The sequence below is a fragment of the Streptomyces torulosus genome, from assembly GCF_001419765.1.
Taxonomy (GTDB): Bacteria; Actinomycetota; Actinomycetes; order Streptomycetales; family Streptomycetaceae; genus Streptomyces; species Streptomyces torulosus.
Genome location: NZ_LIRK01000085.1, coordinates 1 through 13,048 on the forward strand (window position 1 = coordinate 1; position 13,048 = coordinate 13,048).

Consider the following 13,048-nt stretch of genomic DNA (forward strand, 5'->3'; position numbering starts at 1 on the left):
GAACGGGGGAGTGGGGTTCGGGGGTCATGTCTGCGTCTTGCTCCTAACGGGCGCGGTCCATCAAGTAGCGGACGAGCGTGATCAGTGCTTCGGCGGACGATCTCTCGTCGCGCGCGTCGCAGACGACGACGGGGGTGTCGTCGAGCAGATCGAGCGCTTCGCGCAGCGCCCTCTCGTCCCGTAGGGGTGAACCGTCGAAGTGATTGACGGCGATCGCGTAGTCGAGCCCGTACTGCTCGATCAGGTCGATCACCGCGAAGGAGTCCGCCAGCCGCTCGGGGTCGACCAGCACCAGCGCGCCGAGGGCGCCGCCATGTCCTCCCACATCTGCACGAAGCGCTGCTGTCCGGGCGTACCGAACAGGTACAGCACGACGCGTTCGCTGACGGTCAGCCGGCCGAAGTCCATGGCGACCGTGGTGGTGGTCTTGCCCTGGACCCCCTTGAGGTCGTCGATGGCCTCACCCGCGCGGGTCATCGTCTCCTCGGTGGACAGCGGCGAGATCTCGGAGATCGACCCGATGAACGTGGTCTTGCCCACCGCGAAGTGCCCGACCACCAGGATCTTCACGGCGGTCTGGGTCTCCCCGCCACGGACGTACGCCTGTTCATCCAAACTTGGCCCGGAGACCATTCAGCACCTCCTCGAGGATCTGCAGGTTGGCCACGGGGGCCCGCTGCTCGGGCGGGCGGCTGATGAGGTAGCCGCCCTCGGAGAGCGCGGCGAGCAGGATCTTCACCACGCCCACCGGGAGCTGCATGTGCCCCGCGATCTCGGCGACGGAGAGGTAGCCGCCGACGCACATCCGCAGCACCTCCTGCTCCTCCGGAGAGAGGCGGGCGGGCCGCTGCTGGTGGTCGGCCGCCGCCGTGACCAGCGTGATCAGCGAGAACTGACCCTCGCCGGGCAGATGACGGCCGCCCGTGATGACGTACGGCCGCACTAATTCGGCGGCCTCGTGCTCCTGCTTGTCGGAATCGCTCATGGCCGTACCACGCTGCTCTCGCGAGGCGGAGCAGTCAGAACCTTGCCCAACTGCCCGACAAGCTGCTGCATCCGGAAGGTGATGTCCGCCATGTCGACGTCGGAGGACGCGGACACGGCGAGGTAGGCGCCGGCGCCGGCGGAGATCAGGAAGATCCAGCCGCCGTCGAACTCGACCAGGGTCTGCTGCCAGCGCAGATCGGATCCGTCACAGAAGAACGCCAGCGACCGGCTCAGCGACTGCAGACCGCTCATGGCGGCGGCGGCCTTGTCCGCGTCGTCCTTGCTCACGTCCTTGGAGCGGGCCCGCTGGAGCCCGTCGGCGGAGATGAGCACGGCGTGCAGAGCCCCGGGGATCTCCAGGGCGCTGTCCAGCATCCAGGAAAGATCGTTGTTCATGAGACCTCGTGCCCTTCACTGCTCGCGTCACCCGTGCCGCTCGACCGCTCGCCGTCGGGATGTGTGGCGCGACCCTTGTCCGTGCCCTGCTTGAAGGCGGCCATGATCGCCGCCGTGTCCTCGCTGCGCCGCCGCGGGGCGGGCGGGGCCGACGGACCGCTGTTGGAGACGAGCGCCATGGGCCGCTTGCGGCGGCGCCGGGGCAGGCCGTCGTCGGTGGTCGGCAGGGGCAGGGAGGGCTCGGAGTCGGTCTCGCGCGCCACGGCGACCGTGTCGACGACCGGCGTCCGCTCCCGGGTCTCCTGGACGACCGCGACGGGCTCCTGCGGCTCCTGCGGGGTCGGCATGTCGGTGAGCAGCTCGTCGGGCAGCAGCACGACGGCCCGCACACCGCCGTACGGCGACGTGGAGTCCACGGAGACCGTGAAGCCGAACCGCTCGCAGAGCACACCGATCACGGCGAAGCCGAACTGCGGCGGGTTGCCGAGCCCGGACACACCGGAGGCCCGCTCGCTCGTCAGGAGCTTCTCGGCCCTGGCCTTCTCCTCCTCGTTCATACCGACACCGGCGTCGTCGACGACGATGCAGACGCCCTTGGGGACGGTACGGACGTTGATCTCCACCACGGTGTCGGGGCTGGAGTAGCTGGTCGCGTTGTCGAGCAGCTCGGCGAGCGCGAGCGCCACGGGCTCCACGGCACGGCTGGTGAGCCCGAAGTCCACCTTCGACAGGATCTGCACACGCTGGAAGTGACGGATCCTGCCCTGGGCGCTGCGGACCACGTCGTAGACCGAGGCCACGTCGCGGTGGCGGCCGAGCCAGCCCTCGCAGAGCACGGCGATGGACTGGGCGCGGCGACCGAACTGCGCGTTCATGTGGTCGATCTCCAGGAGGTCCTGGAGCATGACGGAGTCGCCGTACTTGCGCTGCAGACCCGAGATGATGCGCTGCTGTTCGGCGGCGAGACCCTGGAGCGTCCTCATCGCGGACTTCAGGGCCGTACGCGTTTCCGCCTCGGCCTCCTGCTGCGCCTCTCGGACAGACTGGGAGTAATGAGTCTCCAACTCACCGTAGTGGTTCTTGAGCCCTGCGATCTCCTGTCGTAACCCGCGGGCCGCCCGTCGCTGGCGAACAACGAGGGCGGCTGCGAGAAGGGTTAGGACAAGAAGAACCCAAAGCACCGGATTCTGTATGTATGGCGTCATGAGACCCTCTTCAGGCGGCTGAAGGCCAGCTACTGAAATCCCGTCAATGCGCGCAGACCGGAGGTCGCCCATCCAGGGTCGCCGCCCAGGCTGCCCCCTTGGCGAGAGGTGCCGCTTTTGCACCTATCCGTCCGTTCAGCAAGTGCGGTGATCGTATCACCGCATTGAGTCATGACGAGACGTCAAGATGCGGAATCCTTATGAAACTTGAGCGACTGCCGACAGTCACTGGTCCTGCGCTTTTCGTAGTGGGTGTACCACCGCGCGCGACCATACTGCCGGAACCGCATTTCACCGGCGTCATGGGGTTCCCGTACCCCGTCTCGCACTGAACTGCGCGCGTCAACTCGGCGCGGTGCGATGCGCGGAACGGCCTGCTCGGCACACGTCGTGGAGGCCCCAGGGCGCTAAGCGGAAGCGGACGGCGGAGCCGACAAGCCGTCCGGTGGTTCCCGTACCGTGCCCGGGTGGACCTCTTCTCACGTTCCTGGGCGGCGCTGCGCGCGGCGGTCGCCGAGTTGCCCGACGAGGACTTCGCCCGGCCCTCCGGGTGTGCCGGCTGGCTCGTCCGGGACCTCGTCTGCCATCTGGTCGTTGACGCGCAGGACGTGCTGATCACCCTGGTGACGCCGGCCGACGCCGAGCCGACCGCCGACGCGGTGACCTACTGGACCGTGACACACGAACTCCCGTCCGGCGACGACCCGTTGGACGCGCTGATCGTCCGCCTCGCCGCCGCGTACGAGGAGCCGGGCCTGCTCAGGTTCCACCTCGACGACGTCGGCTCAGCCGCGGGCCGCGCCGCCGCGCTCGCCGACCCCGGCCTCCGGGTGAGCACCCAGGACAAGGTGCTCACCGCCGGTGACTACCTCACCGCGTACGTCCTGGAGTGGACCCTGCACCACCTGGACCTGACGGCCCACCTGCCGGACGTTCCCGGTCCGTCCGCCGAGGCCCTGGCCCACTCCCGCGCGATGCTGGAGCGGATCGCCGCGACGACGTTCCCCGCGTCGTTCTCCGACGAGGACGTGCTGCTCGTGGGAACGGGGCGGCGGCGCCCTACGGAGGAGGAGCGGGCCGCGCTCGGGGAGCGGGCGGGGCGGCTGCCGTTCGTGATCGGCTGACGCGCCCGCCGGCCGCCCCACGCCGGCGAGTCTGCCCTGCCCGCCCTCTCCCCTCCGGTTCCGTCAGACGTAACTCCAGCGCCAGGCGTTCGACTTGTACACGCACTTGATCCGGTCGCCGCCCTCGGTGGTGGTGACGGCGCCGTGGTCGCTGTTGCGGCAGAACTGCCCGGACGAGTAGCAGTTGCCGGAGTTGGAGACGATCGAGCACGTGCCGGTGGTGTCCTCGTCCCCGCCGGAGTCGGAGCCGGAGTCCTCGCCGGAGTCGCTGCCCGTGCCCGCGTCGGCGGCCTTCGCCGTCTTGGTGACGGTGACCGTGGGGCGCGGCTTCGACTTGGCCTTGACGGTCTCGGTGACGGTCGGGGCGGGCTCGGGTGTCGCCGTGACGGTCGCGGTGACGGTCGTCGCGGGCTTGACCTTGGCCTCGACCGGCTGCTGCCCGTCGTCCCCGGTGGACCCGGCGACCGCCCCCGCCACGAAGAGCGCCGCCCCGCCGATCCACACCAGCACGCGCTTACGCAGGGGACGGGTGTCGGACCGCCGCGGAGGCGGCGGTATGGGAGTGGTGTACGGATTCGTCATCTCGTCCCCCGAATGTCGCAGGTGCAGCGACCGTAGTGCCCTACGGGGCGACATGTGAGGGGATGTAAGGAAGAGGTGTCCATTCTGTGACCACCGCCCGCGCGGCGCGGTGCGGCGCCCCCACGGCATGGGGAAACCCCAGGTCTTCGACCTGGGGTTTCCTCGTGGTGTCGCTGGGTGGGCCGGTCCGTCAGCCCGGGAGGTCGTTCAGCCACCAGCGCTGGTTGAGGCCCGAGTTGGGCCACCAGACGCCCACGGAGGCGCCGTCGCTCGTCGACTGGCCGTTGACGTCGGCGAGTTGGCCGGTCGCCGCGTTGAGCAGGGTCCAGGAGCCGTCACCGGTGCTGGACAGGATCCACTGCGCGGCCGCGTCCCGCGTGCCTTCGTCGGCCTCGACCGTCAGGGAGCCGCCGCGGATCGCCAGGCGCTTGTCGGCGGCCTCGTTGGTGATCGCGTACCGCGTGCGGTTGCTCGTCGCCCCGCTGCCGATGCGGTCCACGGTCCACTGCTGGGCCTTCGTACCGGGGTCGACGTTCTTGATGACGAGGCCCTTGCCGTCGCCCGCGACCGCGAGGTTCTTGCCGCTCTGCACACCGGTCAGGGTGTACGTCTCGTCGTCGCGCAGCTCCGCGCGGTCCTTCGCCACCCCGGAGACGCCGTTGACCAGGAAGGAGGTCACGGACTGGGCGGGCACGGTGATCGTGGCCTTCTTGCCCTTGACCCGGACCGCCTTCTTCTTCACCAGCTTGCCGGCGGCGTCCGTCACCACGGGGGTGACCGTCGCGCCGGAGGCGACCTTGCCGAACCTCGACAGGTCCAGCGTCACCGCGCGGGACTCGGTGGTGCTGTTGACGTGGACGACCGTCGCCTTCTCGCCCTTCTTCGCGACCGCCGCCGTGCTGGAGGTGTCGTTCGTCTTGATCAGACGGTCGCCCGGCTTGATGTAGTGCGTGAAGTTGCGGGCGGTGTCGAACTTGGTGTTCGTGTAGATCGGGCAGGTCTTCAGGGTGTCCGTGGACTTGCAGGCGAAGGAGAGCTGGATGGAGCCCCAGTTGCCGCCCTTCGCGGACTCGCCGCCGGGCTTCATGTTGTCGTAGTCCTCGACCGGCTGCCAGAAGACCCAGGCCTTCGGCTCCAGTTCGCGCAGGTCGTCGACCATGCGCTGGGCGAGGCCCAGACCGGGGCGCATGTCGGTGAAGCTCTGCCCGTCGCCCCAGTCGCCCTCGACCTCGCTCATCCACAGCGGCTTGTCGGCGGCCTTGGCGAGGTCGCGGACGGTGGTGCGCTGGCTGGTGCCGTAGGTGTGGACGTTCATCTGGCCGACGAGGTCACGGACCTCCTGCGGGTAGGAGTTCCAGTTCGTGGCGAACTTACCGGGGTTGGTCTCGTCCATCGCGGATATCTCCGCCTTGGTACGGGACTTGTCCAGGACCGGGCCGAGGGCGCGCAGCACCTTCTGCTGGAGCTCGGGGCCCATGTGGGCGCCCTCCTGGCGGCCGCCGGTGGGCCGGCCGTCCTCACCGAGCTTGGTGCCCCAGTAGTCGGTGTTCGGCTCGTTGAACGGGTCGAGGGTGTCGACCTTGATGCCGTGCGCCTTCTCCAGCCGCTCGGTGGCGCCCACCAGGTACTTGGCGAAGTCCTCGACCGACTCCTCCTTCAGCTGGTCCTTCGAGGAGTCGAAGCCGCCGGAGACATAGCCGCTGACCGTCATGAACCACGGCGGGGAGTTGCTGAACGCCTCCCAGTGCGTGATGTCCTTCTTGATGCGGTCCACCCACCAGCGCTGGGTGGCGTCGGCCTTCTTGTTCCAGTCGGCCGGGTCGTCGGCGTTCCACCAGTCGACGTCCTCGCGGGTGGTGCCCGCCGGGGCCTTCCACCAGCCCTCGACCGCGCCGCCGGCCCGCAGGTAGTCCTTGACGTCGGGGGCGTTGCCGCCGCCGATGTTGTAGCGGGCGATATTGAGGTTGAGGCCGCTCTCCCCGAACAGCAGCTTCGCGAGCTTCTCGCGGATCTGCGGGGGATAGTCGCCGGTGGCGTTGGCGAACCACACCAGGCTGGTGCCCCAGCCCTCGAAGCTGTCGCCCTTGTACGAGGGGTCCGGCCGGACGGTGACCGACGCGGCGGCCGGTTCGGCGTGCGCCAACGGCAGTGAGGTGGTGGCCATGACGGTCCCGGTCGCCAGGGCCGTCACGCCGATGGCCCCGAGGAGCCGTCTCGTGCGGGTGCGGTGTGCCATCTCGAGTAACTCCAACTCTTCCACGTGCCGCGCGTCCCGGCGCGACGCGAGAGATCGGGGCCCGCTGGTGCGGTTCGGTGCGGTTCGCGGTGCTCTCGTATGGTTGGTGACAGGTGATGTTTACGTAAACATTCCTCGGCGCGATGTCTACACTGTCCGAATCTCGGCGGTCAAGGGAGTCGTTCCGGACCAGCGGCATCGCCGAGCGAGGCGCGGACGGGGAGCCTGGGGGACAAGATGGACACAGCTGACCGGGAGAGCGCGGCGGCGCCGGGCCGCGGGAGCGGGACGGGAGCGGGGCCCGCGCCCCGAGCCCGGGGGCGGGGCGCCCGGACCCGGCAGGGCCCCTCCATGGGCGACGTCGCCCGGCTCGCGGGTGTCTCCGCGCAGACGGTGTCCCGTGTGTCCAACGGGTTCGCCGGCGTCACCGAGGAGACCCGCCGGCAGGTGCTGGACGCGATGCGGGAGCTGGACTACCGGCCCAACAGCGCCGCCCGGGCCCTGCGGCGCGGAGAGTTCCGCACCCTCGGCGTGATCACCTTCTCGCTGTCCACGCTCGGCAACATCCGCACCCTCGACGCGATCGCCGCCTCCGCCGCGCGCGAGGGGTACGCCGTCACCCTGCTCCCGGTCGCGGTGCCCACACAGGACGAGGTGAACGGCGCCTTCTCCCGGCTGGGGGAGCTCGCCGTGGACGCGGTGATCGTCATCATGGAGACCCATCTGCTCGACGCGGCGACCGTCTCGCTGCCGCCCGGCATCCCGGTCGTGGTGGCCGACTCCGACGCCGGCGACCGGTACACCGTCGTCGACACCGACCAGGCGGGCGGGGCACGGGACGCCGTACGGCATCTGCTGGACCTCGGGCACGGGACCGTGTGGCATCTGGCGGGGCCGGAGGACTCCTTCGCGGCCCAGCGCCGGGCGAACGCCTGGCGCGCCACCCTCGCCGAGGCGGGGCTGGTGCCGCCGCCCCCGGTGCGCGGCGACTGGTCGGCGGAGTCCGGCTACCGGGCGGGGCTCCTGCTCGCCGAACGGCCGGACTGCACGGCGGTGTTCGCGGCGAACGACCAGATGGCGCTGGGGCTGTTGCGGGCCCTGCACGAGCGGGGCCGGACGGTGCCGGACGAGGTCAGCGTCGTCGGGTTCGACGACATCCCCGAGTCGGCGTCGTTCCTGCCGCCCCTGACCACCATCCACCAGGACTTCGCCGAGGTGGGGCGCCTGTGCGTCGAGGGAGTGCTCACCAGCATGCGGCGGCCCACCCCCGAGCCCGGCACCACGCTCGTCCCGACCCGGCTCGTGTCCCGCCGCAGCACGGCCCCGCCGCCGGGCCACTGAGGGAAAACACTTTTCGATTTCCCGCATTCAACAGTTTCGCCGACCAAGTATCCGAAATTCAACGACACTGATAATCCCAGCAGACTTTTATTCCCCTGAATGCCGGATGCCTTGCTCCGGACGCCACTCGTTGAACGTGCGTGACTTGGCAGGATACGTACGGCGGTATTGAGACACAGCACATCTGGCTCCCCGACCCGAGGACTCCGTCCGACGACTGGGAGCACGACGAGGAGCCGACCCAGATGTCGATGCCGGCGTCCGTCCCGGTGTCGGTGCCGGTGGCGATGCCGATGCAGGTACAGGTGCCGCCCCGGAGCCGGCATGTCAGCAGACGGAGACCACGGCCGGGGGCGCACATCTTTTCCGGCAACCCGAGAAGCTTCACCGTCGCTTTTCTGGTTTTCACCATCACGGTGTGCGCGGCGACGATGCTCTCCTGGTCCATCTCTTATTCGTACAACCAGTTACACGGCATCGCCCTGCTGGTGGTCTCGGAAAGACTCGCGCAATGGTGGCCGCTGACGGTGTACGGGCCGTGGCTGGTCGCGGGGCTCTCCATCCTGCGGGCGTCGGCGCAGCACCGGACGGCCCGGCGGTCCTGGGCCGTGATGCTGCTGTCGTCGGGCACGGCGGTGGCACTGTGCATCGGACAGACCCCGGGGTCGGTGCTCGCGATGGTCGTGGTGGGGATCCCGCCGATCACCGCGCTGGTCTGCTTCCGGGAACTGGTCGGCCAGTTCTCCTCCCGGTCCGGGCCGCGGCACGCGGCCGACACCGTCGGCGGGCCCAAGCAGCCGTGACGAAAAACCCCAGGTCGTGGACCTGGGGTTTCGTCGTGTTCCGGTGGGACCGGCCGGGTCAGGCGCCCACGTACGCGGCGAGGTGTTCGCCGGTGAGGGTGGAGCGCGCGGCGACCAGGTCGGCGGGGGTGCCCTCGAAGACGACACGGCCGCCGTCGTGTCCGGCGCCGGGGCCGAGGTCGATGATCCAGTCGGCGTGGGCCATGACCGCCTGGTGGTGCTCGATGACGATCACTGACTTCCCGGAGTCGACGAGCCGGTCCAGCAGGCCGAGCAGCTGCTCGACATCGGCGAGGTGCAGACCGGTGGTCGGCTCGTCGAGGACGTAGACGCCGCCCTTGTCGGCCATGTGGACGGCCAGCTTGAGGCGCTGCCTCTCACCGCCGGAGAGCGTGGTGAGCGGCTGGCCGAGGGTGAGGTATCCGAGGCCGACGTCCGCCATCCGGCGCAGGATGCGGTGGGCGGCCGGGGTGTGGGCCTCGCCGCCGCCGAAGAACTCCTCGGCCTCGCTCACCGGCATCGCGAGCACCTCGCTGATGTCGCGGCCGCCGAAGCGGTACTCGAGCACCGACGCGTCGAACCGCTTGCCCTCGCAGTCCTCGCACGGGGTGGCGACGCTCTGCATGATCGCGAGGTCGGTGTAGATGACACCGACGCCGTTGCAGGTGGGGCAGGCGCCCTCGGAGTTGGCGCTGAACAGGGCGGGCTTGACGCCGTTGGCCTTGGCGAACGCCTTGCGGATCGGGTCGAGGAGTCCGGTGTAGGTGGCCGGGTTGCTGCGGCGGGAGCCGCGGATCGGGGTCTGGTCGACGGAGACCACACCCTCGGGGGCCGGAATGGAGCCGTGGATCAGCGAACTCTTGCCGGAGCCGGCGACCCCGGTGACGACGCAGAGCACACCGAGCGGGACGTCCACGTCGACATCCTGGAGGTTGTTCGCCGTCGCGCCGCGGATCTCCAGGTGGCCGGTGGCCTCGCGGACGGTGTCCTTCAGCTTCGCCCGGTCGTCGAGGTGGCGGCCGGTGACGGTGTCGCTGCCCCGCAGCCCCTCGACGGTGCCCTCGAAGCAGACGGTGCCGCCCGCCGTGCCGGCGCCGGGCCCGAGGTCGACGACATGGTCGGCGATGGCGATGGTCTCCGGCTTGTGCTCCACGACGAGCACCGTGTTGCCCTTGTCGCGCAGCCGCAGCAGCAGCTTGTTCATGCGCTCGATGTCGTGGGGGTGCAGGCCGACGGTGGGCTCGTCGAAGACGTAGGTGACGTCGGTGAGCGAGGAGCCGAGGTGGCGGATCATCTTGGTCCGCTGGGCCTCGCCGCCGGAGAGCGTGCCGGAGGCCCGGTCGAGGGAGAGGTAGCCGAGGCCGATCTCCACGAACGAGTCGAGGGTGTGGCGGAGCTTGGCGAGCAGCGGCGCCACCGACGGCTCGTCCAGGGCACGGACCCACTCGGCGAGGTCGCGGATCTCCATCGCGCACGCGTCGGCGATGTTGAGCTTCCCGATCCGCGAGGACCGGGCCAGTTCGCTGAGGCGGGTGCCGTCGCACTCGGGGCAGCGGGCGAAGGTGACCGCCCGGTCCACGAAGGCCCGGATGTGCGGCTGCATCGACTCGCGGTCCTTCGACAGGAACGACTTCTGCAGCTTCGGGATCAGTCCCTCGTAGGTGAGGTTGACGCCGTTGATCTTCACCTTGGTCGGCTCGCGGTACAGGAAGTCGTACCGCTCCTTCTTGGTGTACTCGCGGATCGGCTTCTCCTTGTCGAAGAAGCCGGACTCCGTGATGACCCGGACGACCCAGCCGTCCCCGGTGTAGGTGGGGATGGTGAACGGGTCCTCGGAGAGCGACTTGGAGTCGTCGAACAGCTGGGCGAGGTCGATGTCGGAGACCGAGCCCCGGCCCTCGCAGTGCGTGCACATGCCGCCGGTGCGGCTGAAGGTGACCTTCTCGGTCTTGGTCTTGTCCGCGCCCCGGTCGATCGTCATGCCCCCGCTCGCCGAGACGGAGGCGACGTTGAAGGAGTACGCGGCGGGCGGGCCGATGTGCGGGTCGCCGAGCCGGCTGAAGAGGATCCGGAGCATCGCGCTGGCGTCGGTGGCGGTGCCGACGGTGGAGCGGGGGTCGGAGCCCATCCGCTGCTGGTCGACGGTGATGGCCGTCGTCAGGCCGTCGAGCACGTCGACCTCGGGGCGGGCCAGATTGGGCATGAATCCCTGGAGGAAGGCGCTGTACGTCTCGTTGATCAGCCGCTGCGACTCGGCGGCGATGGTGTCGAAGACCAGTGAGCTCTTGCCCGAGCCGGAGACCCCGGTGAACACCGTCAGCCGGCGCTTCGGGATCTCGATGCTGACGTCCTTGAGGTTGTTCTCACGGGCCCCGTGCACGCGGATCAGATCGTGGCTGTCCGCCGTGTGCGGCTCGGGCGGCTGCGGGTCCGTCCTCTTGACCGTGCTCATCGTGTCTCCATCTGTCGCGCGACGCGGTGCGGATCGGGTGTGTCGGGGGAGGGCGTGGCAGCCGGCCGGTGGGGCGACCGACGCGGGCGGCGACCGGCCGACGAGCCGGCCGTGGAGGGCAGCCGGCTCGATCTAACCAGGTCACCGGCGGTGCGTCCGGTGGTTTGGCGGACGGCTCAGCGGAGCTCGTTGATCCGGATCAGGTTGCCCGAGGGGTCGCGGAAGGCGCAGTCGCGGACGCCGTACGGCTGCTCCGTCGGCTTCTGGACGACCTCGGCGCCGCTCGCCTGCACCCGGTCGAAGGTGTCGTCGAGGTCGGGGGTGGCCAGGGTGAGACGGGCGTAGCTGCCCTTCGCCATCAGCTCGGTGATGGCGCGGCGCTCGTCGTCGGTGAGGGAGGGGTCGGCGGCCGGCGGCTCCAGGACGATCGACGTGCCGGGCTGGCCGACCGGACCGACGGTGATCCACCGCATGGCCTCGTAGCCGACGTCGTTGCGCACCTCGAAGCCGAGGGTGTCCCGGTAGAAGGCCAGCGAGGCCTCCGGGTCGGTGTGCGGGAGGAAGGTCCAGTGAATGGTGATGTCCATGGCCGCAACGCTAGGCGCGGCCCCCGCGGGAGCGCTTCTCGAATCCTGACCGGTTGGGCCGTGCGCGGGCCACCGCCGGGACGATCCGCGGCGGGGAGGGGCGGCGCCCCGGCGTCCGGGTGCCGTTGTCAGTGGTCGGGTCTAGTCTCCGGACGACCGACCGTTCACTCCTTTCAGGAGGATCCATGGCCTCGCGACTCAACCCGTATCTCCACTTCGGCGGCGACGCCCGGCAGGCGCTGGAGTTCTACCGGGAGGTGTTCGGTGGGGAGCTGGTGCTCAACACCTACGGCTCGTTCGGGCAGGCCGAGGGCGGCCCTCAGGCCGACATGATCATGCACGGCATGCTGGAGACGCCGAGCGGCTTCACCCTGATGGGCGCGGACTCCCCGACCGGTGCGGACAGCGCCCCCGTCTTCACCTACTCCGTGAGTCTGAGCGGCGACGACGACGCCGAGCTGCGCGGCTACTGGGAGAAGCTCTCCGCGGGCGGCCAGGTGAGCGTTCCGCTCGACAAGCAGATGTGGGGCGACGTCTTCGGCATGTGCACGGACCGCTTCGGCGTCCCCTGGATGGTCAACATCAGCGAGCCGCAGGGCTGAGGAGTCGGGGCCCCGGGCTCGCCGTGCGGCGCCGGTCGGCGTGCGGCGCACGTCGGCGCACGTCCGCGCTCACGGCGCCCTTCGGCCTACGGCGCCGGTCGGGGGCTCAGCCGAACATGCCCGGCTGATAGTCGCCCGCGGGCTGCTGGACGATCACATTGACGCGGTTGTACGCGTTGATCAGGGCGATCAGACCCACCAGGGCGGCGAGCTGGTCCTCGTCGTAGTGCTTGGCGGCGTTCTCCCACACCTCGTCGGGGACGCCGCCGGCCGCGTCGGCGATCCGGGTGGCCTGCTCCGCCAGCTCCAGGGCGGCGCGCTCGGCGTCGGTGAACACCGTCGCCTCCCGCCAGGTCGCCACGAGGTGGAGGCGTTGCACGCTCTCCCCCGCGTGCGCGGCGTCCTTGGTGTGCATGTCGGTGCAGAAACCGCAGCCGTTGATCTGGCTGGCCCGGATCTTCACCAGCTCCTGGGTGGCGTGCGGCAGCGTCGAGTCCAGCAGGACCTTGCCCGCCGAATTGAGGTGCTTGAAGACCTTGCCGGCCAGCGGGTTGGCGAAGAGGTTCAGGCGAGCTTCCATCGTGCGCTCCTCGGTCGTCGTGGTGGTCACACCTGATCGACGGGGCGGCCCGGCGAGACGTGACACGGTGCGGCGTGACGCCCGTCACAGCGGCCGGGGCGGGAGGTCACGCGGCCGGCACATGCCGTACGGCCTTTGGCGCACAGGCGGCGG

Annotated in this window: 12 protein-coding genes and 1 pseudogene; 4 read left to right on the forward strand and 9 right to left on the reverse strand. The window is 69.8% G+C overall.

The annotated features are described in order from the left end of the window. Window positions 1–43: 43 nt before the first annotated feature. From AOK23_RS07105 to AOK23_RS07120, 4 genes and pseudogenes are all read right to left on the reverse strand, one after another. Window positions 44–633: pseudogene (locus tag AOK23_RS07105) on the reverse strand (GTP-binding protein). Continuing rightward, window positions 608–985 carry a DUF742 domain-containing protein gene (locus tag AOK23_RS07110; RefSeq protein ID WP_055514333.1) on the reverse strand — a complete coding sequence of 126 codons (378 nt, stop codon included), beginning with the start codon at window positions 983–985 and terminating at the stop codon, window positions 608–610. Before AOK23_RS07110 ends, AOK23_RS07105 begins: the two are co-directional and overlap by 26 nt. Beyond that, entirely contained in the window at window positions 982–1,383 is a 402-nt protein-coding gene (locus AOK23_RS07115; protein WP_055540070.1) for a roadblock/LC7 domain-containing protein, read from the reverse strand. Before AOK23_RS07115 ends, AOK23_RS07110 begins: the two co-directional genes overlap by 4 nt. After that, the gene (locus AOK23_RS07120; RefSeq protein ID WP_055711895.1) at window positions 1,380–2,588 is read right to left on the reverse strand and encodes a sensor histidine kinase; all 1,209 of its coding nucleotides are present in this window, start codon (window positions 2,586–2,588) and stop codon (window positions 1,380–1,382) included. Before AOK23_RS07120 ends, AOK23_RS07115 begins: the two co-directional genes overlap by 4 nt. Before the next feature lie 467 nt (window positions 2,589–3,055). Between AOK23_RS07120 and AOK23_RS07125 the strand changes: the two genes are divergently transcribed. Further along, complete coding sequence (locus AOK23_RS07125) at window positions 3,056–3,712, forward strand: maleylpyruvate isomerase N-terminal domain-containing protein (protein ID WP_055711896.1); 657 nt, start codon at window positions 3,056–3,058, stop codon at window positions 3,710–3,712. A gap of 63 nt (window positions 3,713–3,775) precedes the next feature. Here the strand turns inward: AOK23_RS07125 and AOK23_RS07130 are convergent, their stop codons facing one another. Together AOK23_RS07130 and AOK23_RS07135 are read right to left on the reverse strand one after the other, a co-directional pair. Next, the gene (locus AOK23_RS07130) at window positions 3,776–4,294 is read right to left on the reverse strand and encodes a hypothetical protein (RefSeq protein WP_055711897.1); all 519 of its coding nucleotides are present in this window, start codon (window positions 4,292–4,294) and stop codon (window positions 3,776–3,778) included. Between the two features lie 190 nt (window positions 4,295–4,484). Then, window positions 4,485–6,530 carry an RICIN domain-containing protein gene (locus AOK23_RS07135; RefSeq protein WP_055711898.1) on the reverse strand — a complete coding sequence of 682 codons (2,046 nt, stop codon included), beginning with the start codon at window positions 6,528–6,530 and terminating at the stop codon, window positions 4,485–4,487. A gap of 351 nt (window positions 6,531–6,881) precedes the next feature. Here AOK23_RS07135 and AOK23_RS07140 point away from each other — a divergent pair, with 351 nt between their 5' ends. Both AOK23_RS07140 and AOK23_RS07145 read left to right on the forward strand, forming a co-directional pair. Then, the gene (locus tag AOK23_RS07140; RefSeq protein ID WP_055711899.1) at window positions 6,882–7,871 is read left to right on the forward strand and encodes a LacI family DNA-binding transcriptional regulator; all 990 of its coding nucleotides are present in this window, start codon (window positions 6,882–6,884) and stop codon (window positions 7,869–7,871) included. A 140-nt stretch (window positions 7,872–8,011) separates the two neighbouring features. After that, window positions 8,012–8,674: a DUF2637 domain-containing protein gene (locus tag AOK23_RS07145; protein WP_055711900.1), complete on the forward strand. Its 663-nt coding sequence runs from the start codon at window positions 8,012–8,014 to the stop codon at window positions 8,672–8,674. Between the two features lie 58 nt (window positions 8,675–8,732). Here the strand turns inward: AOK23_RS07145 and AOK23_RS07150 are convergent, their stop codons facing one another. After that, window positions 8,733–11,126, reverse strand: coding sequence for an ATP-binding cassette domain-containing protein (locus tag AOK23_RS07150; protein ID WP_055711901.1), 2,394 nt, complete (start codon window positions 11,124–11,126; stop codon window positions 8,733–8,735). Between the two features lie 176 nt (window positions 11,127–11,302). Beyond that, window positions 11,303–11,713 carry a VOC family protein gene (locus tag AOK23_RS07155; protein WP_055711902.1) on the reverse strand — a complete coding sequence of 137 codons (411 nt, stop codon included), beginning with the start codon at window positions 11,711–11,713 and terminating at the stop codon, window positions 11,303–11,305. Window positions 11,714–11,898: 185 nt separating this feature from the next. Here AOK23_RS07155 and AOK23_RS07160 point away from each other — a divergent pair, with 185 nt between their 5' ends. Next, complete coding sequence (locus tag AOK23_RS07160) at window positions 11,899–12,315, forward strand: VOC family protein (RefSeq protein ID WP_055711903.1); 417 nt, start codon at window positions 11,899–11,901, stop codon at window positions 12,313–12,315. 106 nt (window positions 12,316–12,421) lie between these two features. Here the strand turns inward: AOK23_RS07160 and AOK23_RS07165 are convergent, their stop codons facing one another. Continuing rightward, window positions 12,422–12,895 (reverse strand): carboxymuconolactone decarboxylase family protein, encoded by a 474-nt coding sequence (locus AOK23_RS07165; RefSeq protein ID WP_055711907.1) that lies wholly within the window; start codon window positions 12,893–12,895, stop codon window positions 12,422–12,424. Window positions 12,896–13,048 lie beyond the last annotated feature (153 nt).